Raw genomic sequence first — 24,126 nt, 5'->3', positions numbered from 1 at the left:
CAGACGCACAGAACAGCGGCCACTCACGACACCGGGGGACGGCAACCACGACCAACGCCCATGGAGGCGCAGCAGAGCCCCAACGCCCGCACGCAAGCACCAGGAACGAAAGAAACGCCCGCGCGCAGGCACCAGGAACGAAAGCAACATCCGGAGCGAAGCACAGACCACAACCACCAAACGGATTGACAGTCCATGCGCCGGCCAGGGATCTAGCAGTGTCATACGCCAATACGAAGCGCCCAACGAGCCCTGATTTTGCCGCGTCAGCACGACCTCACTGACCGATATGTTAATTTCATGTTTTGGGGTTAGACTGAGCGAGAACGTACACTTCAAGATTTCAAGGAGTATCCCATGAAGCGTCGTATTGTAGCCGCCCTCCTGATCGCCACGATGCCCCTCGGTATGGCTGCCTGCCTGCAGATTAAGCCTGACAACCCGACGTCCTCGCCTTCGTCCTCGTCTGCGCCTTCGCAGGAGGCGACCAGCACGCCTACGCAGGCATCGCCCTCCGCGTCGAGCTCTTCGAAGTCGAGCCAGACGAAGGAGGAGGCCTGCGCCATTCTCGACAACAAGGCCAACGAGATCTCCTCGAGCCTGAACGACAAGGATAAGGAGTCGGTCATCAAGACTCTGTCCAGCTTCATTGACATCATGAAGTCTGACGAGATCACCAACCCCGAGGTCAAGGAGGCGGCAAACGGGCTGGCTGACAGCGCGCAGAAGCTCCTCGACGCGACCAAGGCGGCCGACGAGCCGCCGACGGCCGACCAACGGTCCAAGATTCTGACGGCGACGTCGGCGTACCTGGAATCGATGAATAAGCTCGATTCGGTGTGCACCGGTAAGTGATGCTCTGCTGAGCACACGACACCCGTCAAGGTAGAGGTGAGGGTGGCCCCGCGGGGCCACCCTCACCTCTCAATGCCCACACGCGGGCATTCACAATCTGATGGTGCGCGTCAGCGCGCGTTACACACCGTCTCAAGCGACGACATCGACGTCGTGAACGTCGTGTACAGGTCCATGGCCTCGCTCATCTGGTCTGCCGACGGGTCATCGCCCACCGTCTTGGCGAAGTCGGCGAGAGCCTGAGCGCTATCGCCCGCAGCCACCGCAGCAGCCTTCACTTCGGTGTTGGTAATGTCGTCAGACTTCAGGACAGTCGCAACGTTGGTCATGCCCTGGATCATGTCTTCCGTGTTGCTCGGATCCAGGCCATCAATGGCCTTGACGGCCTTGTCATTGATGATCTGGCACGCGGCCTGCTTGGACTGTCCACCGCAGGCAGCCAGGCTCAGCGGCAGCAGCGCAACGAGGGCGGCGGTCAGAAGACGCTTCTTCATGAGGATTACTCCTTCGTACATTTGTGATGGGTACCCACGAATCATATCGTATTTTCGCGTCATTGATTACCTCACGGTTAACGAACGTGCGTGCATTATTGACACAATTCGCTGCACGAATGACAACCACGCGTGACGGTCGCGCCGAACGCACGAGGAGTGGGCGGCCCGGCGGACACGCGACGAGGAGTGGGCGGCCCCTGTGGGCATGCAACGAGGCGGGCACTCACACGAGGACAACGCTCACATGACGGAGGGGGCGGCCCGCATGGGCCGCCCCCTCCTCGCTATCTACTCAGTCGAGGGACGGAACTGGGGATCAGTGCTCACCGTGCCCCGGCCTCGTCGATTCAGGCCGCTCCGCCGTTCTTCCAGCGACGGAAGAACATCGCCAGCAGCGCGCCGGAGAGGTTGTGCCACACGGAGAAGACGGCCGCCGGGAGCGCGGTCTCCGGGGTGGAGGCGAAGTGGGTCTTTGCCAGCGTCGCGGCCAGCGCCGAGTTCTGCATGCCAACCTCGATCGCGGTGGTACGCGCAGCCTTGTCGGAGCCGCGGCCGACGCGTCCGGCCAGGTAGCCGAAGAAGTAGCCGAGCAGGTTGTGGCAGATGACCACAGCGATGATGAGGGCACCGGACGTCAGGATCTTGTCGACGGAACCAGACACGACGACCAGGAGCACGTAGCAGATGCCCAGCACGGAGATCCAGGGCAGGATCGGCAGGATCTTCTCGACGAGCTTGCCTGCAATGAAGCGCACGATAAAGCCGCCCAGGACGGGGGCGAGGACCATCAGCAGGATGTTCTTCGCCATCGCCGCACCGTCAACCGGCATACGCGAACCGACCAGCCAGGCGGTGAGCAGCGGGGTCATGAGGGGCGCGAGCAGCGTCGAGATCGAGGTCATGGTGACCGACAGGGCGACGTCCGCCTTCGCCAGGTAGGAGATCACGTTCGAGGCCGTGCCACCGGGCGCGCAGCCGACGAGGATGACGCCGACGGCGACAGCGTCGGGCAGGTGAAACGCGTAGCACAGGCCCCAACCGACGAGGGGCATAATCAGGTACTGGGCGACGACACCCACGAGCACAGGCAGAGGGCGCTTGACGATGAGCCCAAAGTCGGGCAGCGTCAGGGTCAGGCCCATGCCGAACATGATGACGCCGAGTGCCCAGTTCACGCCGGGAGCCAGCGGCTTGAAGGTGGCGGGCGTGATCATGGCGATCGCGAAGGCCGCCAGGATCAGCAGCGGGAAGACCGTCACGGCGATGCGCGCGCTGCGGTCCTCGGAGGACAGGGTCGGAGATTGAGTTGTGACTGCGTCTGATGTGGACATGCCCCCATATTTCACCGATTGTTGAAATTTTCCCTTCCACGTCTCACGTTGTGATCAGCTCAGTATTGAGCCTCACAAGACCACTTCACTAAGCTAAGGCTATGCACAGTGCAGCGCCGCAGACTCAGACAACTCCCGAACGCACCCCGGGTAGCAGTCCCGAACGCACCCCGGGCGGCGGGCACGACCACGCATCGGGTCGACCTCAGGGACGTCCGAAGCCGCGCCACCATAGCAATCCCCGCATGCGCAAGCTCGCCCGCGAGGGCTGGATCTCCGACCAGCACGGCGCGTGGACGATGATGGCGTTCCCGCCGCTGCTCGGGTGGGCGCTCTCCTACACCTTCTCCTGGATGGTCGTCCTCATGCTGGTGGCGTGGGCGATGGCGTTCCAGATGTTTTCCGCCGTCTGCCTGTGGGTGAAGACGCCCGCGAAGCGCCGCGCTCGGATCGCTCCCGCGGTCATCACCTACGCAGTCCTCGCGGCGCTCCCCGGCGCCACCCTGCTAGCGGTGCGTCCGCAGCTGCTGTGGTGGGCGATCGCTTTCGCACCCCTGGCTTCGTCCGCGCTCTACCTCGTATGGAAGGGCCGCGAGCGCTCCCTAGGGGCTCGCACGGCGTCGATCCTGGCGGGCAACATCATGGGCCCGGTGGCTTTTTCGCTGGCGGTCGCGGACGGTTCTCCGGCAGCGGTGACGATCCACGCGTGGGCAACGTGCGCGGCGTTCGGCCTGCACTACATCGGAACGGTTCCGCTGGTGCGCTCGATGATCAGGGGCCGCAAGGATCCGCGCTGGGCGGTCGGTTCGACGCTGCTGCACGCGGTGTTCACCCTGTGCGCGGCCGTGGCGTGGTGGTTCGGCGCACTAACGATCTGGCCGGTCCTCATGTGGGCGTTGCTGACGGCGCGCGCGTGGGCGATGCCGACGATCAGCCGGAAGCGGGCACGCCCTCTTTCGCCCAAGCTCATCGGATTCAGCGAGCTCGGTTGGTCGCTACTCCTGATCGTCTCGCTGCTGATTCCATAAGCTGCTGCACCTCGGTGAGTGTATGGGCGCGCCCATTCGCGCACGGCCCCTACGCGCCGATGCCCGAGGTGCGCGCAAATTCGGCGGCGACGGACAGGAAGAGGTCGTTCTGCTCGCGCGAGCCGACCGAGACGCGCACGCCCACGCTGAAGGGGCGCACAATGAGACCCACGCGCGCGCATGCCTCGACGAGGCCGTAGACGTCTCCTCGGATCAGGTAGAAGTTCGACTGGCTGTCGGGGATGTCGTAGCCGAGGCCGCGCAGCGCCGGGACGACGCGCTCGCGTTCGGCGATGATCTCGGCGACCGCGCGCGACACGCCCTCGGAGTCCTTGAGGGAGGCGAGGGCCGCCGCAAGCGCGAGGGAGTTGACGCCGAAGGGGACGAGGAGGGCTTGGATCGCGCCGATCACCTCGGCCTCGCCGATGGCGTAGCCGACGCGCACACCCGCGAGGGCGTGGGCCTTGGAGAAGGTGCGCATGACGATGACGTTGGGGTGGTCCTCGATGAGGGGAACCGCGGTGCGCACGCCGGGCTTGGTCGCGAAGTCGATGTAGGCCTCGTCGACGATGATCATGACGTCTTCGGGGACGTCGGCGACGAACGCGGCGATCTCCTCATAGGTGAGGGCGGGGCCCGTCGGGTTGTTGGGTGAGCAGACGATGACGGCGACGGTGTCGGGCGTAATGGCGGCGCGCATGGCGCCCAGGTCGTGCGTGCCGTCCGGGCGGAGCTCCACGGGCACGGGGTCCCCGCCCACGGAGGGAACGGCGATCGGGTAGGACTCGAAGGAGCGCCAGGGGTAGATGACCTGGGTGCCCGGCTGGCAGACGGCGGAGAGGGCGGCGACGAGGATCGCCGAGGAGCCGGTGCCCACGCACACTTGGTCGGCGCCGACGCCGTAGCGCTGGGCGAGGGCTTCGCGCAGGGGCGCTGCCGTCAGGTCGGGGTAGCGGTTGATCGTCTCGAGTTCGCGGGCGATCGCTTCGAGCACGGCGGGGCTGGGCGGTGTCGGCATTTCGTTCGAGGAGATCTTGACGGCACCGGGGGCCGTCTTGCTCGGCACGTAGCGGGGCAGGGCGGCGACGGCGGGACGAATGCGCAGGTTGGTCATGTGTGTAGTCCTATCCCATGGAATTGGCACGTGCAAGCATCGTCCCACTGCGCAAGAATGAAGCAATGGATTTCATTGCACGTCTTTTAGCCACGATGGCCGGACTGTGGGTCACGGTCCACGTGGTTCCGTCGATTTCGATCGAGGCGTCGTCGGCCTCGCAGACGGTGATCGTCTTGGCGGTCGTCGCCTTGGTGTTCACGGCGGTGAACTCGATTATTAAGCCTGTCGTGAAGACGCTGGCATTCCCCCTGTATGTGCTGACGTTCGGCCTGTTTGCCCTGGTGACGAACTCGCTCCTGTTTGCGCTGACGGGCTGGCTGTCCACGTCGCTTGGATTCCCTATGACGACGGGTGGTTTCTTGTCGTGCCTGGCGGGCGCGGTCATCACCTCCGTGGTGTCCTCGATCGTCTCGGGCCTGCTGCGCGATAAGAAGGACGAGCGCGACTGATCCGCTCTGCACCCCTTTCTCGAGGCGTGTCACCCCTGGGTGATGCGCCTCGTTTGGTAGTGGTGGATGGTTGTCTGGGTGCCCGGGGTGAGGCCGAGCGCCTGGGTGCGGCGGGCCTCGGCGGCAGCCAGGGCTCCGAGGCCGGGGTCGGACGAGGCCCGGGCGGCGTTCAGGGTGCTCCTGATTTCGTCGACGTACAGGGGCGCGCTGTGCGAGCAGGGCACGGGGTCGTCGGCGTGGCACGTGGCCTCGTAGTCGTGGAACATGACGGTCGTGACGTTGTCGCCACGCGTGGCGTTCCCGTCCAAGCCCGGGACGATGTCACCGGAGTTTTCGTAGGCGAGGACGGGCACGTCGCTCGGCGCGATTGTCGCGGTGGGTGAGCCGGCTGTCACCACGGAGACGACGTTGTAGCGGGCGCGCACGTCCGGGTCTGCAGCCATTTGGGCCGCCATGATTCCTCCCTGAGAATGCCCGGCAAATTCGACGGCCTCGCCCGGCGCGATGCCTGCCGCATCCATGGCCTCTTTGATGGCGTCGAGCTGGTCCGAGTTCATACCGGCGACGCCTTGCAGGTTGGTGGTCATGTCCTGGGGACCTGACTGCCCAATGGCGAAGGACTGGGTGCCTCGGATGTCGACGGTCCACGAGCGCGTCGTCGCCCCGTCCTCCCCCACCGTTACGTGTTCCTCAATGGCGATTTCTCCGTTGTCGGCGTCACCCCCGTGCATGTCGGTGATGTGCTCGATGGCATCCGCGCTGGTGGTGACGCCTTCGTAGTGGGTGTCGGGGGCAGCCTCGGGCATGGCCGCGAGCGCGGATCGGGTGCGCGCGTCGAGGACGTTTGAAGGAATGCGGGAGCCGAGGCCGTTGGTGCGCACGCGGGTGTCGCCGTCCGCGCCTCGGACGATGATCCCGCAGCTGAGTCCGTGGCCGAGACGGAGGTCGACGCATCCCAGGTAGGCGAACAGGGGTGCAGCCAGCGCAGCAACGCCGGACGCGGATTGGGTGGACGTCGAGTTCAGGTCCTGGCTCACTCCCAGCCCGGCCAGTGACTGCGCGACGCCTCGGAACGCAGGAAGGGAGTTGACGTCCATGGCGAACCTGCCGAGGTCGCGTTGCAAGCGCACGCCCGACGCCTCGTCCGCGTGGTACTTGAAGAGCAGCCCGTCGATCACGGTGTCGCACAGGTCTTTTTCCGCGACTAACGATGAGAGACCGGGCATGAGGAGGGTGGAGAGCCAGGGAGCGCCGGCGCGCGCGGAGGCGTCTTGCGTGCCGTGAACGAGCGCCGAGGCTCCGGTGAGCGCGAGGCCGGCGGGCCCCATGACCATCGTGCCAAGGCCCCGCGGGTCCAGCTGCGGTCCCATCGGGCTGCCGGGCACGAGCTCCCACAGCGAGGAGCCGTTCTCGGCGTTGGCGTATGTGAGGGCGGTGTCCTGCAGCTTCCACCGCAGGGAGTCGATCTCGGTCTCGAGCGAGATCAGGGCGGCCAGGGCGCCCGTGATCGCGGACGCGAGGCGCGCGGAGGCCTCGGGGATGAGCCCGGATACCGCGTCTGCTTCGCCGAGGGCGGCGTCGAGCGCGAGCCTGGCGGGCACGATCGAGAGCGCCTCCTCGCCGCTGATGAGGGTGTGTGCGGCGCATAGTTCGTCGACGTCGACGCGAAATGCTCCCGAGTTGACGGTGACGTCGCGGCGCGGGTCGAATGCCATGGTCACCACGCTCCCAGCATGACGAGTTCGGGCTGGTAGGTTGAGGCGTCGGCGAGCGCGCTGGCGAGGGCTCGGTTGCGTTCCTCGTCGAAGGAGGGGACGAGGTCGAGGGCGGCCTGGATCTGGTCGAGGACTCCCTGAACACTCGCGATCACCTCGCTGTGCCGGTTGCGGTAGGAGTCGCCCGCGACGCCGACCCACTGTGGGCACGTGGCACCCGCGAGCGCCCCACGAAGGCCATCGACGAGGCCGTGGGCTGCGTGCAGGGACAGGCCGGGGCTGAGGGGATCGGGGATCATGGTCGGCTCCCATCGTTGGAAGAATCGTTGCTTGTCCTTGCACGCTACGCCTGCGAGTTCCCCCACCACCACTCGCACGGCGACCCCTGTGGATAACTTCCCGGCGCTGCCAACCCCTGTGGACGACACGCCCAGCCCCAGCCTCGTCGTTACCCATGCCACGAACCGCCGCGCGGACTGGGCGTCCCTATATCCCCTCGTTCTGGGAAGATAGGGGTATGAGCGACACGATGACACTGTTCTCCACTGCCCACGGCTATTCGGACCTGGCGGGCGGGGGTGAGCCGCTCAGCCCGCTGGACGGCCGCTACCGCGCGGTCGCCGCGCCCCTGGCGAACTACCTGTCCGAGGCGGGCCTGAACCGCGCGCGCGTCCACGTCGAGATCGAGTGGCTGATTTTCCTGCTCGACAATTCGGTCCTGCCGGGCGCCCCGACGCTGACGGACGCCGAGCGCGACTACCTGCGCGCCCTCACGCGTGACTTCGGCGCCGAGCACATCAAGCGCCTGGGCGAGTTCGAGGCAGTTACCCGCCACGACGTCAAGGCCGTCGAGTACCTGATCGGCGAATACCTCGAGGCGGCCTCCGACAAGCTGGGTGAGGGCACGAATCTGCCGTCCCTGCGCGAGGTCGTCCACATCTTCTGCACCTCCGAGGACATCAACAACCTGGCGTACGCGCTGACGATCAAGGCGGCGACCGAGCAGGTGTGGCTGCCGGCGATCCGCACGCTCCTCGATCGCCTGCGCGGCCTCGCCGAGGCTGGTGCGGCCGTCCCGATGCTGGCGCACACGCACGGCCAGCCCGCGACGCCGGTGACGATCGGCAAGGAGATGGCTGTGTTCGCGCACCGTCTGTCCCGCCAGATCAAGCGCGTCGAGGCCACGGAATACCTGGGCAAGATTAACGGCGCGACGGGCACGTGGGCCGCGCACGTCGTGTCGGTGCCGGGCGCGGATTGGCCGACGCTGGCTCGCTCTTTCGTGGAGGGCCTGGGCCTGACGTGGAACCCGCTGACCACGCAGATCGAGTCGCACGACTGGCAGGCTGAGCTGTACTCGGACGTGGCGCGCGCAGGCCGCATCGCCCACAACTTGGCGACGGACGCGTGGACGTACATTTCGATGGATTACTTCCACCAGAATCTGGCGGCGCAGGGTTCGACGGGCTCGTCGACGATGCCGCACAAGGTCAACCCGATTCGCTTCGAGAACGCGGAGGCGAACCTGGAGGTGTCGAACGCGCTGCTGGATTCGCTGGCATCGACGCTGGTGACCAGCCGCATGCAGCGTGACCTGACGGATTCGACGACGCAGCGCAACGTGGGCGTCGCGTTTGGTCACGCGGTGTTGGCTTACGACAACCTGGTGCGTGGCCTGGATGGCATCGAGATCAACGCGGCTCGCATGGCCCGCGACTTGGACGCGAATTGGGCGGTGCTGGGCGAGGCCGTCCAGCAGGCGATGCGCGCCGCCGCGATCGCGGGTGCGACCGGCATGGCGAACCCGTACGAGCGCCTCAAGGAGCTGACCCGCGGTCACGAGGTGGGCGCGGAAGACATGCGCGAGTTCATCGCGGGCCTGGGTCTGCCGACTGAGGTGGAGGAGCGCCTCCTGGCGCTGACCCCCGCGACCTACATCGGCCTGTCCGAGCGCCTGGCGCGCTGGGAGGCCTGAGCCCTATCGGCTGGGGCGGCGGGTGCGCGGGTTTCGCGCCTCGCCGCCCTTTGTCGTTTCTCGGCTGCATCGACGAGGCCGGGGGCTCACAGCTCGGTCACGGCCTCCACGTGGGGTCGCACTCGGGCGCGCCGTAGCGGTCGTAGAGCTCGTCGGGGCGCGCGATCTCGTCGGCGAAGCCGAGGGCGCTCATGTCGACGACCGTGTCGGTCTGCGCACCGGGGGCCTCGAGGTCGTCGGCCTCCTCGTGGGCGAGAAGGACGCGTGCGCGCACGCTGACGGGCGCCATTTCGTCGTTGTTCCAAGTCGCTCGGGTGATCGCGTCGAGGGCACGCGTGGCGGCCTCGCGCTGCGACAGGAAATCGGCAGCAGACACGACGACGTCGATAGACACCAGGGAGGGGCGCCCGAAGCCCTCGCCGACCTCGACGTGGACGACCCGACGCGGCGCGCGGGCCCCGCCCTCGCCGGCCACGCCCTCAGCACCCGACCCCCCACCAGCCCCGGCCTCGTTCGTGCGCAGCGGGAAACCCGACTCAAGAGCGGCGGTCGCGAGGTCGACGAAGCGCTGGGTGCGCCCGGTGCCGCGCGTGGAGGACAGGGCGCGCCACGCGATGCCCGCGCCCAGGGCGCCCACGCCGAGCGCGCCGATCATGAGGGGCCCGGCGATCTGCGGGAGTCGTCCGCGCAGGCCGGAGGAGGCGGCCTTGTTGACGGGGGTCGAGACGCGCATCCATCGGCGCACCTCGCGCAGGGGGGCGTTGGGGTCGGTCATGACCTGTCCTTTCTGAGGGAGGAGAGGGCGGAGGAGAGGCGCGCGGAAATACTCGCGCGGCGTCTGGCTCGGGCGATGCGCGGCAGGCGGGGGGCCGTGGCCGCGTAGTCGATGTGGTAGGTGGCGGGTTCGTAGGAGCCCCCGCGTTCGAGCGCGGCGACGGTATTCCACGTGCCTTCGGCGGTGGGGGTGAGGATGTCCTGCCAGATCTCAAAGTGCATGACGCGCGTCGGCTCGCCCGGGGCGGGCATGAAGTCCTGTAGGGCGGCCATCGCCGAGGCGAGCCGACCCCACGGGGTGACGCGCACTTTGCGCTCGAGGAGGCGCACGGTTTCCGTGTAGGTGGAGGAGGAGTGCGCGTAGTAGAGGGGGCGGGTTCGAGGCCGCACGAGGCTGCGTCCGACGGTGACGCGCCGGTCGGGGGCGCGGTCGGGCGAGCCGTCGAGGCTCGGCATGACGTCCTGGTCGTGGGTGACGGCGACGGTCACCACGTCGGGGCGCACGCGGATGCGCCGGTTGGGGCCGCCCGTGGAGAGGATTCCGGCGACGTTGACTCCGGCCTCGTCGGCGGGCACGGAGGCGAGGGCGGCGGCGACGATCCCGCCCTGGGAGTGGCCGCAGATGAGGACGGGCTCGCGCGTCCACCGCTCGGCGGGCACGCCGTCGCGTTCCATGGCGGCGTGGAGCACGCTCACGACGCCGACGCTCATCGCGCTTTCGAGGCCGAGCATGAGGCGGATGTTCGTCTCGACGTCGGCGGGGTTGTTTGTGGAGCGCCAGGTCATGGATTCGGTGCCGACCAGGGAGAGGAGCCAGCGGCGCGCATCGCCCTCACCGACGCGGGTGATTTTGACGGCGGGGCCGATGGTGCGCGACCAGTAGAGTTCGTCGATGTCGGCGCACATGTCGGAGAGCTGTTCGGGCGCGTCGACGCGGCGGATTTGGGCTTCGGGGTGGCCGGGGAGCGGGTCCTGGAAGGCGGGGTCTGCGTCGGAGTCGCACAGCAAGGCGACGTGGACGGTGCCGCCGCGCAGGGCACCCACTGCCGTGCCGATCGTGAGCATGCCGGTCATGAGGGCGTCGTATCCGCGCCTGGGGATGAGGGGCAGCATGCGGGCCATGCGCCCGTCCTTATCGGCGCCGACGGCGACGACCGCTCGCGCCCACGCGCGCCCCACGGTCGCGGTGCGCCGGGCGACGTGGGAGAGGGAGCGGATGAGGAGGGTGTCGAGGCCGGGGGTATCGAAGAAGATTCGCTGCGATTTTTCGCTGATCGCGGTGCCCATGTCGTCGGAGAGGGTGCGCGCGCGGGCGCGCACGTCCTCGGGCAGGGAGGAGATATCGGCGAGCGCGCCGACGGCGACCGTGGCCGCGAGGGCGGGGACGATGGGGGCGACTTTGAGGCGCAGGTAGAGGCCCGGGTAGGCCTGGGGGACGCGGCGGATTGCGCGGTAGCGCTGACGCGGGCGTCGCTTCATGTCCCCTCCTATCTGTGTTGCTTCCACCCTAAGCGGGCTCGGGCCGGTGCGCGCCTCATGGGGGAACGCGTGTCGCCACCCCCACAGCGCTCGTTGACGACACTCCCTTGACACCCATACCCCCTAGGGGTATTATCTACACCATCTTATCCTGATCGTTTTTACCCATCATTTCGACCCCGACCGGGTTGAGTGAAAGGAACGTCATGAGCACTCCCCACCATTCCGGCGATCACCATGGTGATCACCCCGCTCCGGAAACAGACCACACCCACCACCCGGATCACGCCAGCCACGAACACCACGCAGACGCCGACACCCACGGCCAGGCGATGCACCACGGTCACCCGCACTCCGTCCTGGACGAAGACCACCAGGTTCATGGTCACGGCGAACACGCCGGGCACAGCACCGCAATGTTTCGGGAACGCTTCTGGTGGTCACTGATTCTGTCCATTCCCGTCGTTATTTTCAGCCCCATGGTCGCCCACCTGCTCGGCTACCCCCTCCCGGCATTCCCCGGATCCACCTGGGTTCCCCCGGTACTGGACACGATCATCTTCGTCTACGGCGGAACGCCTTTCCTCAAGGGCGGATGGAAGGAAGTGAAATCCCGCCAACCCGGGATGATGCTCCTGATTGCCATGGCCATCACCGTGGCGTTTGTCGCCTCCTGGGTCACCACTCTGGGGCTGGGCGGTTTTGACCTGGACTTCTGGTGGGAGCTGGCCCTGCTGGTGACCATCATGCTGCTGGGCCACTGGCTGGAGATGCGCGCTCTCGGGGGTGCGTCCTCCGCGCTTGACGCGCTGGCTGCCCTGTTGCCGGATGAGGCCGAGAAAGTCATCGATGGGACCACGCGCACCGTGGACATCTCCGAGCTGGTCGACGGCGACGTCGTGCTGGTGAGGGCCGGTGCCCGGGTGCCGGCCGACGGAACCATCCTCGAGGGAGCCGCCGAATTCGATGAGGGGATGATCACCGGTGAATCCCGTCCCGTCTTCCGCAACACCGGTGACAGGGTGGTCGCCGGTACCGTGGCCACCGACAACACCGTCCGCGTCCGGGTGGAGGCTACCGGCGGGGACACCGCCTTGGCCGGGATCCAACGCATGGTTGCCGACGCACAGGAGTCCTCCTCCCGGGCCCAGGCCCTGGCGGATCGGGCTGCGGCGTTGTTGTTCTGGTTCGCGCTGATTTCTGCTCTGATCACCGCGGTGGTGTGGACCATCATCGGCAGCCCGGACGATGCCGTGGTGCGCACGGTCACGGTGCTGGTCATCGCCTGCCCGCACGCCTTGGGCCTGGCGATTCCGCTGGTCATTGCGATCTCCACCGAGCGGGCCGCGAAATCCGGGGTGCTCATCAAGGACCGGATGGCGCTCGAGCGGATGCGCACCATCGACGTGGTGCTCTTCGATAAAACCGGCACCCTGACCGAGGGCGCGCACGCGGTCACCGGTGTTGCGGCAACTGTCGGCGTCACCGAGGGCGAGCTGCTGGCCCTGGCCGCCGCCGCGGAGGCCGACAGCGAGCACCCCGTGGCCCGCGCCATCGTGGCGGCTGCGGCCGCCCATCCCGAGGCCTCTCGTCGGCAAATCCGTGCAACTGGTTTCAGTGCCGCCTCCGGCCGGGGGGTCCGGGCCACTGTCGATGGCGCTGAGATCCTCGTGGGCGGGCCGAACATGCTGCGCGAGTTCAACCTCACCACCCCGGCCGAGCTCACCGACACCACCAGCGCCTGGACCGGGCGTGGGGCCGGTGTGCTCCATATTGTCCGCGACGGTCAGATTATCGGTGCGGTGGCCGTCGAGGACAAGATCCGCCCCGAATCCCGCGCCGCTGTGAAAGCCCTGCAGGACCGTGGGGTGAAGGTCGCGATGATTACCGGTGACGCGCAGCAGGTGGCCCATGCGGTTGGCCAGGACCTGGGGATTGATGAGGTCTTCGCTGAGGTCCTGCCCCAGGACAAGGACACCAAGGTCACCCAGTTACAGGAGCGTGGCCTGAGCGTGGCCATGGTCGGCGACGGTGTCAACGACGCCCCGGCCCTGGCCCGCGCCGAGGTCGGCATCGCCATCGGGGCCGGCACGGATGTGGCAATGGAATCCGCCGGAGTGGTCCTGGCCAGTGACGATCCCCGGGCAATATTGTCGATGATTGAGCTCTCGCAGGCCAGCTACCGCAAGATGATCCAGAACCTCATCTGGGCGTCCGGTTACAACATCTTGTCCGTGCCCCTGGCCGCCGGCGTGCTCGCCTCTAGCGGCATTCTGCTTCCCCCGGCTGCTGCTGCGGTGTTGATGTCGCTGTCGACGATTGTGGTGGCGCTTAACGCTCAGCTGCTGCGCCGGATTGATCTGGACCCGGCCCGCCTGGCTCCCACCAGTCCGAAGGAGGAACACGCCACGCCTACTCCGGCATCCACCGCCGTCCACTGATCCACCACCTCGGCCACCAGCACTGCGACGACTACCGCTGAGACGACCGAGACCACCATGGCGACGACTGAGGCGGACGGGGAGATCTCCGCCGATTACAACGACGCGGACATCATGTTTGCCCAGATGATGATCCCCCATCACCAGCAGGCCGTGGAGATGAGTCAGATGCTTCTGGCCAAGGAGGGTATCCCCGCCCAGGTCGTGGAGTTTGCCCAGGGGGTTATTGTGAACTGCGCCCCGAAACTTGGACGCGTTTAATGGTAGCCGTTATGCGGCTTCCCGTAGGGCCTGATCCCGGTATTCTGCCGGGGTCAGGCCCTTGAGCTTTACTTGGCGTCGTGTTGTGTTCCAGTGCGTGATGTAGGCGTCGAGGTCGGCTTTGAAGCGCTCGATTGTCGACACCCCTTGACACCCATACCCCCTAGGGGTACACTCAGTCTCATGAGCAACGAGCATGGCTACCACGGCAACACCGAGAATCATCTCGCACGCCTGCGCCGCATCGAAGGCCAGGTCCGCGGCCTGCAGCGCATGATCTCGCAGGGCGAGTACTGCATCGACATCCTCACGCAGGTTTCGGCCGTCCAGTCCGCGCTCGATTCCGTCGCGGTCAACCTGCTCAAAGACCACATGAACCACTGCGTCGTCACGGCGGCGCGCGAATCCGACGAGGCCGCACAGGCCAAAGTCGACGAGGCGGCCGCGGCTATCGCACGCCTCATCAAGTCCTAATAACAAGGAGAAATCATGACCACCGAGATCGATCGCACCATTGAGCTGTCCGTCGACGGCATGACCTGCGGCCACTGCGTGATGAGCGTCAGCGAAGAGCTGAGCGAGATCCCCGGCGTGAAGAACGTCGACGTGATCCTCAACTCGGGCGCCACCTCCAAGGTGACGGTCCTGACCGACACCCCCCTGGACGATGCGGCGCTGAGCGACGCAGTGTCCGAGGCCGGCTTCACGCTGGTCGGCATCTCGCGCGACTTCTGAGGTTTTCCACGCCTCACCGACGAGGCCGGGGCACGTTCCCGGCCTCGTTTCCTTTCACCCGATACATACCCCCGGAGGGTACCCATGTCCACCGACTCCGTGACGACCACTCCCGCAGCCGCCCCTTCTTCCCCTGAAGCCACCCCGGCCTCGGCCCCCACCCCCCAGGTCGGCGAGGGCACCCGCGCCCACGCCGCCGACCTGCGCCGACGCCTCATCGTCTCCGCGCCACTCGGCATCCTCGCGATGCTCCTGTCGATGGTGCCCGCGTGGCAGTTCACGGGGTGGCAGTGGGTCGTCGCTGCGGCCTCGATCCCGGTCGTCACGTGGGGCGCGTGGCCCTTCCACCGGGCGGCATTCGCGGCGGGCCGCCACGGGTCGACGACGATGGACACCCTGGTCTCGCTCGGCGTCATCTCGTCCACGCTGTGGAGCTGGTGGGCCCTGCTGTGGGGCGGCGCCGGCATGCTCGGCATGCGCATGCACATGAGCCTGATCCCGCGCGCGGCGCACGGCGGCCACGCCGAGATTTACTTCGAGGGCGCGTGCATGATCGTCGTGTTCCTGCTGACGGGCCGCTACTTGGAGGCGCGCGCACGCTACCGCGCGGGCGACGCGCTACGCTCGCTGCTGCGCATGGGCGCCAAGGAGGCGACGCTCGTGCGCATCGACCCCGAGACGGGCGAGCGCAGCGAACAGGTCGTGCCCGCCTCGTCCCTGCAGGTCGGCGACCTCTTTGCGGTGCGCCCGGGCGAGAAGGTCGCGACCGACGGCATCATCGTCGAGGGCTCCTCCGCCCTGGACACCTCGCTCCTGACGGGCGAGTCCGTGCCCGTGGACGCCGCCCCCGGTGACACGGTGACGGGCGCGACCGTCAACACGTGGGGGTCCCTGCTGGTGCGCGCCACCCGAGTCGGCTCGGACACGACGCTCGCGCAGATTGGGCGCATGGTCGCCGAGGCCCAGGCCGGCAAGGCCCCCGTCCAGCGCCTCGCGGACCAGATCTCGGGCGTGTTCGTGCCCATCGTCATCCTTGTTTCCCTGCTGACCCTCGTCGGCTGGCTGCTCGCGGGCGGCAGTGTGCAGGCCGCGTTCACGGCGGCCGTCGCCGTCCTGGTCGTGGCGTGCCCGTGCGCGCTCGGCCTGGCCACCCCCACCGCGATCCTCGTCGGGTCGGGGCGCGCCTCGCAGCTGGGCATCCTCATCAAGAACGCGGAAATCCTCGAGCAGACGCGCTCGATCGACACCATGCTCCTGGACAAGACGGGCACGGTCACCACGGGCGTCATGTCTCTTGAGTCTGTTGCGGTTCCCTCCGCGGGCGGCTCCCCTGAGGTGGACGAGGCCTCGGCCCTGTCCCTGGCTGCCTCCGTCGAGTCCCTCTCCGAGCACCCCGTCGCTCGCGCGATCACGTCGGGTGCCGCGGACCGCGGCCTGTCGCTGGAACCCGTGACCGCGTTCGCGAACCAGCCCGGACTCGGCGTCGTCGGCCTCACCGCCCGCGGCGGCGTGCTCGTCGGCCGCCCGTCCTGGCTGGCATCCCTGGGCGTGGACGTGCCCGCTTCTCTCCTCGACGCGGTGCGCGATGCCGAGGCTTCGGGCGCCTCCGCGGTCGTCGCGGCCCTCGCGCCGAACCTGGGTTCCGCAGCGTCCTCCACTCCGGCGGCAGCCGCCACGCCCGAGGCACCCGCGTCCGTCGCGCTTCCGGGCCCGGACGCCAACCTTCCCCTGGCGACACTCACGATGAGCGTGGGCGGCATGACCTGCGCGTCCTGCGTGCGCCGCGTCGAGCGCAAGCTCGGCAAGCTCGACGGCGTCAAGGCCGAGGTCAACCTGGCGACGGAATCCGCGCGCATCACACTCACCGCCCCGCACAGCGACGAGGAGCTCGAGGCCGTCGTGAACGCCGCCGGCTACTCCGGCACCGTCACCTCCCGTTCTGAGGCCGCGACCGCCGATGGCGCACCCGCGGCTGGCGGCAGCGCGACTGGGGATACCGGTACCCCCACCCAGGCGGGCACCGAACCCGGTGCGGGCGAGGGCGAGGGGGCCCCGGCCTCGTCCCTGGTGATTCCCGAGCGCGTCGAAGGCCGCGCGATTGCGGCGCTGGTCGTGCGCGACACGGTCAAGGAGTCCTCCCCCGCTGCGATTGCTCAGCTGCGCGAACTCGGCATCGAGCCGATCCTCCTGACGGGCGACAACGAGGCCGCGGCCCGCCACGTCGCAGACCAGGTCGGAATCGAGCGCGTCATCGCGGGCGTCCTGCCCGACGGCAAGCGCGACACCGTCGCCGACCTGCAGGCCGAGGGCCGCACGGTCGCGATGGTGGGCGACGGCGTGAACGACGCGGCCGCCCTCGCGCAGGCGAGCGCGAAGGGCCTGGGCATCGCGATGGGCTCGGGCACGGACGTGGCGATCGAGGTCGCGGACATGACGCTCATGAACTCGTCGCTGACCTCGGCGGCGACCGCGATTCGGGTGTCGCGTCGGACGCTGCGCATCATCAAGGAGAACCTGTTCTGGGCGTTCTTCTACAACGTGTTGATGGTGCCGCTGGCGATCGCGGGCCTGCTCTCCCCCATGCTGGCCAGCGCCGCGATGGCCTGCTCGTCCGTGTTCGTGGTCCTCAACTCGCTGCGCCTGCGCGCCGCGAAGTAGCAGTTCACACGGCGTCAGTGCCGCGTGGCCGGGTGTCCGGCTGCGCGGCACTCGTCGTTTTACAAGGTGCGGCGTGCGACGCGGAAGCCCTGCTTGGCGTAGATGGTCTCGTAGGAGTGACCCGGGTGGGCGGCACTCCCCCACGACTCGGCGTCAACCTGCTGGTCACCCCACGCGTAGGAGCGCGCGTCGATAACGACATACTCCGGAGGGGTATCCATCTTCCCCGTCGTGCCCACCCAGTAGACCTCGCGCCCGGGCACGAGGCGCGCGAGCAGCGTCGTGTCCGTCTCGACGCTCGCCCCCTCGGGCACCGCGTCGAGCGCGCCCTGGGCGGCCGCCATGCGCGGGTCCTCCTGAAGAGTGGGCAGCTGCCATAGGGGCAGCGACGAGGCCGTGAGCGCCAGCGACACAGCGGGCACGCACGCGACCACCCACGCGACAACGCGCCACCCCCGCCTCGGCGAAGCAGAAGCCCCCTGGTCGGCGCGCAAGTCACGCAGCGCGTCCTCTCCCACCGCCTCCGCGAGCGCCGACGCAGCCGCCGACCGCGAGGTGCGCTCCGGCGCGAGCCACCGGGAGATGACGTCGAGCAGGGAGCAGGCCGCGATGGGGACGAGCACGGCGTTGTAGTGCCAGGAGTCCCACACGTAGTAGGTCTCGACGGAGCCCGCGAATCGCCACGCGAGCGTCGGGAGCACGAGCGCGAACCAGGGCGAGGCGCTGCCCACGAAGCCGGCCCCCGCGAGAAGAACGAGGAGCGTCGCAAGCTTGACAGAGGGGGTCGTCAGGATGTCCCACAGGGACGGAATTGCACGCGCGGTAGTGGTCCCAGCGGTAGGTGTCCCCGCCCCGGTTGCAGCCCCGTCGAGAGAATAGGCCCACGTACCCGCGGGATTCATAGCGGGCAGCAACACCTTCACCGTCACCACAAATGCGACGATACCGAACAGTGCGTAAGTCAACGATCGCACGACGGCGGAGCGTCCCTCGCCTCGGCGACGCCACGCGAGGGCGAGGCCCGCGACGAAGACCGTGAGCCCCAAGTCCTCCTTGACGAGGACCAGCGGAGCCAGCCACGCCATGCACGCGCCCCACCGCCGCTCGGCGAAGGCGACGCCTCCGAACGCCAGCAGCGGGACGGCCAGGCAGACCTCGTGAAACTGGGCGCCGACCGCACCCTGCAGCCCCCACCCCAGCCCGTAGGCGAGCCCCACGAGGAGCGCGCCCCCACGCCCGAGAAGGCGCTGCGCGAGGCGCGCAATCGGCAGCACCGACACGGCGATCAACGCGTCCTGGACGACCAGGAGCGTCAGCGCGGAAGGAAAAAGACGAAAGATCGGGCCCAGCAGCGCCAACAGCGGATGAAAATGGTCGCCCAGCAGGTTATAGCCGGGCCCCTTGATGGGAACGATGGGCGCCTCGAAGCGCGAGTAGGCCTGGACGGCCTCGGTGAAAATACCCAGGTCCCACGAGGGGGCGGCGAGCGCGCGCCACTGCGCCACCGAGTAGCAGACGTAGAGCGCGCCGATCGCGCAGGCGATGACGGAGGGCAGCCACCAGGTCGCGACCAGGCGCGTGGCGGCTAATCGATCCGGGCCCTTCACCCGACCATCTCCGCGGGGCGCGAGGCGGGAGAGTCGCCAGCCTCCGCCTCGTCGCGTGCCGAGGCAGGCGCCGGGTAGGGCACGCCGATCCCCTGCTCATGGTCGGCTCGGCGCTTCGATCGAGCGTCGGAGTGGAAGACCTGGCTGACGGTGGCTCGCACCGCGTCGAACATGCGCGCCGGGCGATTGAGCGAGCCCAGCGAGCGGTCCGCGCCCGAGTGCGTGAAGTTGCAGGGGACCTCCATGACGGACAGCCCCGCGCGCAGGACGCTGATCGTCATCGCGGCCTCGAGCGCGTAGCGGCCCGCGAAGGGCATGGCGGCGTCGATGGCCTCGCGCGTCAGGCAGCGCTGATAGCTGAGGGGGTAGTGGCAGTACCAGCCGGTCTTGCGGCGGATGAGGCGGCGCACCATGCCCGGCCCATAGCCGGAGTATTCGCGCCCGGTCGCGGGGACGGCGATCGCCATATCGGCCTGGCGGGCGAACACGGCCTCGACGAGGGCGGTGGCCTCGACGGCGGACTCACCCAGGTCGGGAGAGAGCAGCAGGATGTGGCGGGGCGGGCCGTCGGGGCGGTCACGCATGGCGGCGACCTTCACGCCGGTTTCAATCGCCGAGGCGCGCCCGCGCTCGACGGAGTGGCGCACGACGACGGCGCCCGCGGCTCGGGCGGCACGTCCGGTGTCGTCCGTGGACCCATCATCGACGACAATGAGGAGGTCAACGCTGGGTATGGCGCGGCACGCGCGCACGGTGGCCGCGACGGCGCGGCCGACGTTGTGGGCAGCGATGACCGCGGCGACGCGCTGCGGGTGGGAACCTCTTGATCCTGCGGGATAGTTCACGACTAATAGTCTACGAGCGGCGGGGCGCACGCGCGCTCCGCCGCTCGTAATGTGAGCGACAAATCTATCTAAACGATAGGTAAACTCAGGCTCAGCGGATCGTCACGGCGCGGGACACGAGGCCCTGGCGCGCGCGGCGTTCCTTGTCGTCCAGACGCTCGGTGACGGTCAGGGCCTCGGCGAGGGCCTCGGCAAGGGCCTGCGTGCCGGGCGCGACGTCGGTGGCGCTGGCCCCCTCGGGCAGCTCGAAGACGGGGACGATTAGGCCGCACGCGCGGAAGGAGCCCACGTAGCGTGAGCCCTCGCCGACGTTGGCCTCGCCGCGCGCAGCCAGGCGGGCGAGCGCGTCGAAGAGCTTGGCCTCGTCGTTGTCCGTCAGGAAGCGCACGAAGTTACGGTTCATCTCGCACCAGTACGCGCCGGGGACGCCGGGCACGGGCTCGGTCGGGATGATCTCGTCACGGTTCTGCTCGAGCGCGCGACGCGTCGACTCGTCAATCTCCTCGGCCGGGTCGAACCAGAAGGAGAAGTCCTCCTCGAGCTTCATGTCCGTGAAGCTGTCGAGGTCGAGGATGTCCTGGAGACGCTCGGACGGCTCGCGCACGTCGATCGAGATGACGCCCTCGTCGCCCGCTTCCTTCGCGGCGATGGCCGCGAGCAGCGCGGCACCCGCGTCGTGGCTCAGGTCCGCGGAGTTCGAGCGAGTCTGCAGCGCAACGAGGATGCGGCCGTCGGGGCGCACCATCGCGGGGTGACCCTCGGGCAGGAGAGTAACAAAGTCGAATTCGACGGTGCCGTGGTCGGCGTCGGTGCGTGCGGTCAGCGTGGCCGCCGGAATGAGCTCGCGCATGGCGACCAGCTCGATCTCCTTCGGCAGACCCTCGTAGGGGCGCGCGACAAAGGGGATCGGCGGGCGATACGCCTTGAGCTTGGCGGGATCGGTGACCTTCTTACGGCGGCTAGCTTTACCCATGGGAGTCATCGTACCGGGTTTCGCCCAATCGACGAGGTGCGGGCTGGGCGAGCCGGTCCCCTCGCCCCGGTCCATCCGCCCCAGACCCCAGCCCACGCCTCCCCTCAGCCCAGCCCACGCCTCCCCACACTCCGTCCCGTCCTCCCCAATGTCGCATGCAATTTGGCTCCCCTACCTTTTATTAGGTATCGAGAATTGCCCGGAATTTCAACGATCTGATTTCAATGTTTGAAATAGGTCGCGGGGAATTGCATGCGACATTTTTGGGTAAACACGCGCCTGGGCAGGGACCGGGCGCAGGCCTCGTCAGCACCCCGGTCTCGTCGGCGGACCCACGCCTCGTTAACGGGCGGTGCCCCGGGCGATGACCTCCACGCCGGGCAGGGACGCGCGGTAGGCCTCGAGGAAACGCTCGTACCCGGCCACGCCCTCGGCGGTGGGCTCGAGGGTGGAGATGGACGCGCCCGCGAAGACCCGTTCGGAGAGGTAGTCCGGCAGGGCAGGCGCGGCCTCGCCACCCGCGACGATGGCGCGGTAGCGCGCGAGCACCGCGATACCCCATGCGCCACCCTCGCCTGCGGTGTCACCCACGGACACAGGGATGTTCAGCGAGTCGGCGAGGATCTGCTGTGCGACGCCGGGCGTCTTGAAAAGGCCGCCGTGCGCGAACAGCGAGTCGAGGCGCACGCCCTCGGCGCTCAGGATGTCGACTCCGATGCGCACGGCCGCGAAGATGCTCATGAGCTGGGCGCGCACGGCGTTGGCGAGGCTCACGCGCGCGTCGGCGGTGTGAGTGAAGACCGGCTGGGCCGCCTCCTGGCCGACGAGCGGCTCGGCCGACAGCGTGTTGTAGGCCATGACGCCGCCCGCGTCTGCCTCGCCCGTGAGCGCGTGGACATAGAGCGCGTCGTAGATCGCCGGGACACTCACGTCGGTGCCGACGAGGCGCGCAAAGTCCGCGAACCAGCCGACCCACGCGTCAATCTCAGACGCGCCGTTGTTCGAGTGAACCATCGCGACGGGCGAGCCGTCGGGCGTCGTCACCATGTCGATCTCGGTGTGCAGCTCGGCGAGGGAGCGCTCGAGCACCGCCATGAGGAAGACCGAGGTGCCGCACGAGATGTTGCCGGTGCGCTGCGCGATCGCGTTCGTGGCGATCATGCCGGTGCCCGCGTCGCCCTCGGGCGGGCACAGCGCAATCCCCGGCTGCAGCGTCCCGGTCGGGTCGATGAGCGCGGCTCCTTCGGGGGTAAGCACGCCCGCGTCCTGGCCCGCGCTCAGCACGGTCGGGAGCACGTCGCGCAGGCACCACGGGACCCGGGCTGCGACCAGGGCCTCGTACTGATCGAGGTAAGACTCCACGTACGCGCCCGTCGTCGAATCAGTAGGGAACATGCCCGAGGCGTCGCCGACGCCCAGGACGTGGCGGCCCGTCAGCTGGTGATGGACCCAGCCGGCCAGCGTCGTCAGGCGGGCGACGCGCGGCACGTGCTCCTCGGCGTCGAGGACCGCCTGGTGCAGGTGCGCGATCGACCAGCGTAGCGGAATGTTGAAGCCGAAGAGGCGGGTGAGCTCATCCGCCGCGCGACCCGTGTTCGTGTTGCGCCACGTGCGGAACGGCGCAAGCAGATTATCGTCGGCATCGAAGGCGAGGTAGCCGTGCATCATGCCCGAGATTCCGATCGAGCCGTACGAGGTGGGGGTAACGTCGTAGCGCTCGCGCACGTCGGCGACCAGGGACGCGTAGGCGCTTTGCAGGCCGACGACGACCTCGTCGAGGCTGTAGGACCACAGGCCACCCTCCAGGTGATTCTCCCAGCCGTGGCCGCCGGTGGCGAGCACCTCATGGTCGGGACCGATGAGGACGGCCTTGATGCGGGTCGAACCGAATTCGATGCCGAGCGCAGTGTCGGCGGCGGCGATGGCGGTGCGGGGGTCGGTGCTCATGCGTGCTCCTTGTGTCTTCATTGACGAGGCAGTGGCCTGGAATGCGCTAACGGTAACACTTTCGCGCATGTAGCGACAGGGACGTACGCCCGCTTATCGGACACTCCGTCCGGTATATGCAGATTCACTTTGCCATAACGTGTCATTCCCCCCGACAGGCCAAACGCTCGAATCGACGCTCCTGCATCTCCACCGACCTCTTCCAAGTGCCGCCTCAGGGGAGTAGACTACGCGTAGTCACAATTGAGGAGGAGACATGTCTACGGCACGGGTTGCACGCTCCGTCAAGCTCGATCCCGAGATCGACGCCCGCCTCACGGCCCTCGCTAAGCGGACGGGACGAACGAAGTCGTTCTACATGAATCGCGCCATCGAGTCAGCGCTTGAAGAGATCGAGCTGGCCTACTCACTGCAGGCCGAACTCGAGGATATCCGCAGCGGCCGCGCAGCATCGGTGAGCCTCGACGAGGCGGTGAAGACCCTTGGCCTGGAGGGCTGAGCTGTCACCGCGCGCACTGAAACAGCTCAGCAAGCTCGACAAGCCGACCGCGAGACGCATCGTCGACTATCTCCGCGAAACCGCGAGCGGCGAAGATCCCCGCTCACGCGGGAAGGGACTGACCGGCAATCTTTCAGGCTTTTGGCGCTACCGTGTCGGCAACTATCGAATCATTGCGTCCATCGAAGATGATGAGCTATTGATCCTCGCCATCAACATCGATCACCGGTCACGCATCTACCGCTGACCTACTGAGCGCCGAAACCCTCGATGAAGAGCTCGCGGGCGCGGTCGATGGCGGCGAGTTCCTTGTCCGTCAGGGGCTTCGCGGCGCTGCGCTCGATGAAGGTGAGGACCACCGAGGCGTAGACGTCGGCGGCGAGCGGCAGCACCTCGTCATCCACGCGGCCGCGCGCCCAATCGGTAAATACCGAACAGCACGTGCGGTAAAGCTGCTCGTGCAGGTCGCCGTCACCGCCCACTCGGATGGCCAGCAGAGTCTTGAGGGCGCGACCGTTGCGCGCGTACACGTCAGCAAGGTGGCGGCAGACGGCGCGGGCATCGCGTCCCTCGCCGAACCACAGGCCTTCGAGCGCCGGGGTGATCTCGTCGACGAGGAAGGACACCACCTCTGCGAGCAGCGCATCCTTGTCGGTGTAGTGGTCGTAGAAGGTCGTGCGCGACACCATCGACGCGGCACAGATATCGGTGACGCTCACGTGCGCGTAGGGCTTGGCCTGGCATACCTTGACGAGGCCGGAGCGGATCGCCCGGCGCGTCTTTCGGATGCGCAGATCCAGGTTCTTCTCCGCCTCGCGCCCATGCTTATCCTCGCCACGCAGGAACATGTCTCTCCGATCAATTTTCCACTATCAATGGGCCTATCCTACGCATAGCGATCGCATCGTTCGGTAACCAACACTCCGTTTGTTATTGTGCG

23 protein-coding genes and 1 pseudogene are annotated in these 24,126 nt (G+C 67.7%); 11 read left to right on the top strand and 13 right to left on the bottom strand.

Annotation, left to right across the window (positions count from 1 at the left end; translation table 11 throughout):
• Positions 1-357: 357 nt before the first annotated feature.
• Positions 358-855, top strand: coding sequence for a hypothetical protein (locus tag O3684_RS07570; protein ID WP_500062954.1), 498 nt, complete (start codon positions 358-360; stop codon positions 853-855).
• Positions 856-965: 110 nt separating this feature from the next.
• Here O3684_RS07570 and O3684_RS07565 read toward each other — a convergent pair whose 3' ends face one another.
• Both O3684_RS07565 and O3684_RS07560 read right to left on the bottom strand, forming a co-directional pair.
• Positions 966-1,349, bottom strand: a complete 384-nt coding sequence (locus O3684_RS07565; protein ID WP_048677017.1) for a hypothetical protein — start codon at positions 1,347-1,349, stop codon at positions 966-968.
• Positions 1,350-1,699: 350 nt separating this feature from the next.
• Complete coding sequence (locus O3684_RS07560) at positions 1,700-2,683, bottom strand: bile acid:sodium symporter family protein (protein WP_500062953.1); 984 nt, start codon at positions 2,681-2,683, stop codon at positions 1,700-1,702.
• Between the two features lie 245 nt (positions 2,684-2,928).
• Between O3684_RS07560 and O3684_RS07555 the strand changes: the two genes are divergently transcribed.
• Positions 2,929-3,711, top strand: a complete 783-nt coding sequence (locus O3684_RS07555) for a YwiC-like family protein (RefSeq protein ID WP_500066067.1) — start codon at positions 2,929-2,931, stop codon at positions 3,709-3,711.
• Positions 3,712-3,760: 49 nt separating this feature from the next.
• On the opposite strand, the gene hisC is transcribed toward O3684_RS07555, so the two are convergent.
• Positions 3,761-4,825 (bottom strand): histidinol-phosphate transaminase, encoded by a 1,065-nt coding sequence (gene hisC / locus O3684_RS07550; RefSeq protein WP_500066065.1) that lies wholly within the window; start codon positions 4,823-4,825, stop codon positions 3,761-3,763.
• A gap of 65 nt (positions 4,826-4,890) precedes the next feature.
• Here hisC and O3684_RS07545 point away from each other — a divergent pair, with 65 nt between their 5' ends.
• Positions 4,891-5,277, top strand: coding sequence for a phage holin family protein (locus O3684_RS07545; protein WP_500066064.1), 387 nt, complete (start codon positions 4,891-4,893; stop codon positions 5,275-5,277).
• A gap of 29 nt (positions 5,278-5,306) precedes the next feature.
• On the opposite strand, the gene O3684_RS07540 is transcribed toward O3684_RS07545, so the two are convergent.
• On the bottom strand, positions 5,307-6,992 hold the full coding sequence (locus O3684_RS07540) for an alpha/beta hydrolase (RefSeq protein WP_500066063.1): 1,686 nt from the start codon (positions 6,990-6,992) through the stop codon (positions 5,307-5,309).
• 2 nt (positions 6,993-6,994) lie between these two features.
• Positions 6,995-7,291 carry a hypothetical protein gene (locus tag O3684_RS07535; RefSeq protein WP_500066061.1) on the bottom strand — a complete coding sequence of 99 codons (297 nt, stop codon included), beginning with the start codon at positions 7,289-7,291 and terminating at the stop codon, positions 6,995-6,997.
• A 218-nt stretch (positions 7,292-7,509) separates the two neighbouring features.
• On the opposite strand from O3684_RS07535, the gene purB reads away from it, so the two are divergent.
• Positions 7,510-8,967, top strand: coding sequence for an adenylosuccinate lyase (gene purB, locus O3684_RS07530; protein ID WP_500066060.1), 1,458 nt, complete (start codon positions 7,510-7,512; stop codon positions 8,965-8,967).
• Between the two features lie 97 nt (positions 8,968-9,064).
• Here purB and O3684_RS07525 read toward each other — a convergent pair whose 3' ends face one another.
• Together O3684_RS07525 and O3684_RS07520 are read right to left on the bottom strand one after the other, a co-directional pair.
• Positions 9,065-9,742: a pyridine nucleotide-disulfide oxidoreductase gene (locus O3684_RS07525; protein WP_500066059.1), complete on the bottom strand. Its 678-nt coding sequence runs from the start codon at positions 9,740-9,742 to the stop codon at positions 9,065-9,067.
• Entirely contained in the window at positions 9,739-11,220 is a 1,482-nt protein-coding gene (locus O3684_RS07520; protein WP_500066058.1) for an alpha/beta hydrolase, read from the bottom strand. The genes O3684_RS07525 and O3684_RS07520 overlap by 4 nt, the downstream gene beginning before the upstream one ends.
• Positions 11,221-11,636: 416 nt before the next feature.
• Between O3684_RS07520 and O3684_RS07515 the strand changes: the two genes are divergently transcribed.
• Entirely contained in the window at positions 11,637-13,661 is a 2,025-nt protein-coding gene (locus O3684_RS07515) for a copper-translocating P-type ATPase (RefSeq protein ID WP_500066072.1), read from the top strand.
• 30 nt (positions 13,662-13,691) lie between these two features.
• Positions 13,692-13,922: pseudogene (locus O3684_RS07510) on the top strand (DUF305 domain-containing protein); the annotation flags it as partial.
• A 9-nt stretch (positions 13,923-13,931) separates the two neighbouring features.
• On the opposite strand, the gene O3684_RS07505 reads toward O3684_RS07510, so the two are convergent.
• Positions 13,932-14,120, bottom strand: a complete 189-nt coding sequence (locus O3684_RS07505) for an IS3 family transposase (protein ID WP_500066056.1) — start codon at positions 14,118-14,120, stop codon at positions 13,932-13,934.
• On the opposite strand from O3684_RS07505, the gene O3684_RS07500 reads away from it, so the two are divergent.
• The 3 genes from O3684_RS07500 (at position 14,106) to O3684_RS07490 (ending at position 17,315) form a co-directional block, all read left to right on the top strand.
• Positions 14,106-14,396: a metal-sensitive transcriptional regulator gene (locus O3684_RS07500; RefSeq protein WP_016460585.1), complete on the top strand. Its 291-nt coding sequence runs from the start codon at positions 14,106-14,108 to the stop codon at positions 14,394-14,396. The genes O3684_RS07505 and O3684_RS07500 overlap by 15 nt on opposite strands.
• 15 nt (positions 14,397-14,411) lie before the next feature.
• The gene (locus O3684_RS07495) at positions 14,412-14,657 is read left to right on the top strand and encodes a heavy-metal-associated domain-containing protein (RefSeq protein ID WP_291453178.1); all 246 of its coding nucleotides are present in this window, start codon (positions 14,412-14,414) and stop codon (positions 14,655-14,657) included.
• Positions 14,658-14,741: 84 nt separating this feature from the next.
• A complete protein-coding gene (locus O3684_RS07490; protein WP_500066055.1) occupies positions 14,742-17,315 on the top strand; it encodes a heavy metal translocating P-type ATPase in 2,574 nt (857 codons plus the stop codon).
• Positions 17,316-17,374: 59 nt separating this feature from the next.
• On the opposite strand, the gene O3684_RS07485 is transcribed toward O3684_RS07490, so the two are convergent.
• The 4 genes from O3684_RS07485 to O3684_RS07470 all read right to left on the bottom strand — a co-directional run bounded on the left by O3684_RS07485 (position 17,375) and on the right by O3684_RS07470 (position 22,687).
• Entirely contained in the window at positions 17,375-18,922 is a 1,548-nt protein-coding gene (locus O3684_RS07485) for a DUF2079 domain-containing protein (protein WP_500066054.1), read from the bottom strand.
• Positions 18,919-19,767: a glycosyltransferase family 2 protein gene (locus O3684_RS07480; RefSeq protein ID WP_500066052.1), complete on the bottom strand. Its 849-nt coding sequence runs from the start codon at positions 19,765-19,767 to the stop codon at positions 18,919-18,921. The genes O3684_RS07485 and O3684_RS07480 overlap by 4 nt, the downstream gene beginning before the upstream one ends.
• Positions 19,768-19,858: 91 nt before the next feature.
• Positions 19,859-20,740, bottom strand: a complete 882-nt coding sequence (locus O3684_RS07475; RefSeq protein WP_500066050.1) for a DUF5926 family protein — start codon at positions 20,738-20,740, stop codon at positions 19,859-19,861.
• Between the two features lie 342 nt (positions 20,741-21,082).
• Entirely contained in the window at positions 21,083-22,687 is a 1,605-nt protein-coding gene (locus O3684_RS07470) for a xylulokinase (RefSeq protein WP_500066048.1), read from the bottom strand.
• A 256-nt stretch (positions 22,688-22,943) separates the two neighbouring features.
• Between O3684_RS07470 and relB the strand changes: the two genes are divergently transcribed.
• Together relB and O3684_RS07460 are read left to right on the top strand one after the other, a co-directional pair.
• The gene (gene relB / locus O3684_RS07465) at positions 22,944-23,186 is read left to right on the top strand and encodes a type II toxin-antitoxin system RelB family antitoxin (RefSeq protein ID WP_500066046.1); all 243 of its coding nucleotides are present in this window, start codon (positions 22,944-22,946) and stop codon (positions 23,184-23,186) included.
• Entirely contained in the window at positions 23,170-23,433 is a 264-nt protein-coding gene (locus O3684_RS07460) for a type II toxin-antitoxin system RelE family toxin (protein ID WP_500066044.1), read from the top strand. The genes relB and O3684_RS07460 overlap by 17 nt, the downstream gene beginning before the upstream one ends.
• A gap of 1 nt (position 23,434) precedes the next feature.
• Here the strand turns inward: O3684_RS07460 and O3684_RS07455 are convergent, their stop codons facing one another.
• The gene (locus O3684_RS07455; RefSeq protein WP_500066043.1) at positions 23,435-24,034 is read right to left on the bottom strand and encodes a TetR/AcrR family transcriptional regulator; all 600 of its coding nucleotides are present in this window, start codon (positions 24,032-24,034) and stop codon (positions 23,435-23,437) included.
• Between the last annotated feature and the right edge of the window lie 92 nt (positions 24,035-24,126).

The sequence above is a fragment of the Pauljensenia sp. 20925_1_27 genome (assembly GCF_041432835.1).
Taxonomy (GTDB): Bacteria; Actinomycetota; Actinomycetes; order Actinomycetales; family Actinomycetaceae; genus Pauljensenia.
The sequence above is the reverse complement of the archived record's forward strand: the minus strand, read 5'-3'. Positions and strand labels throughout refer to the sequence as shown.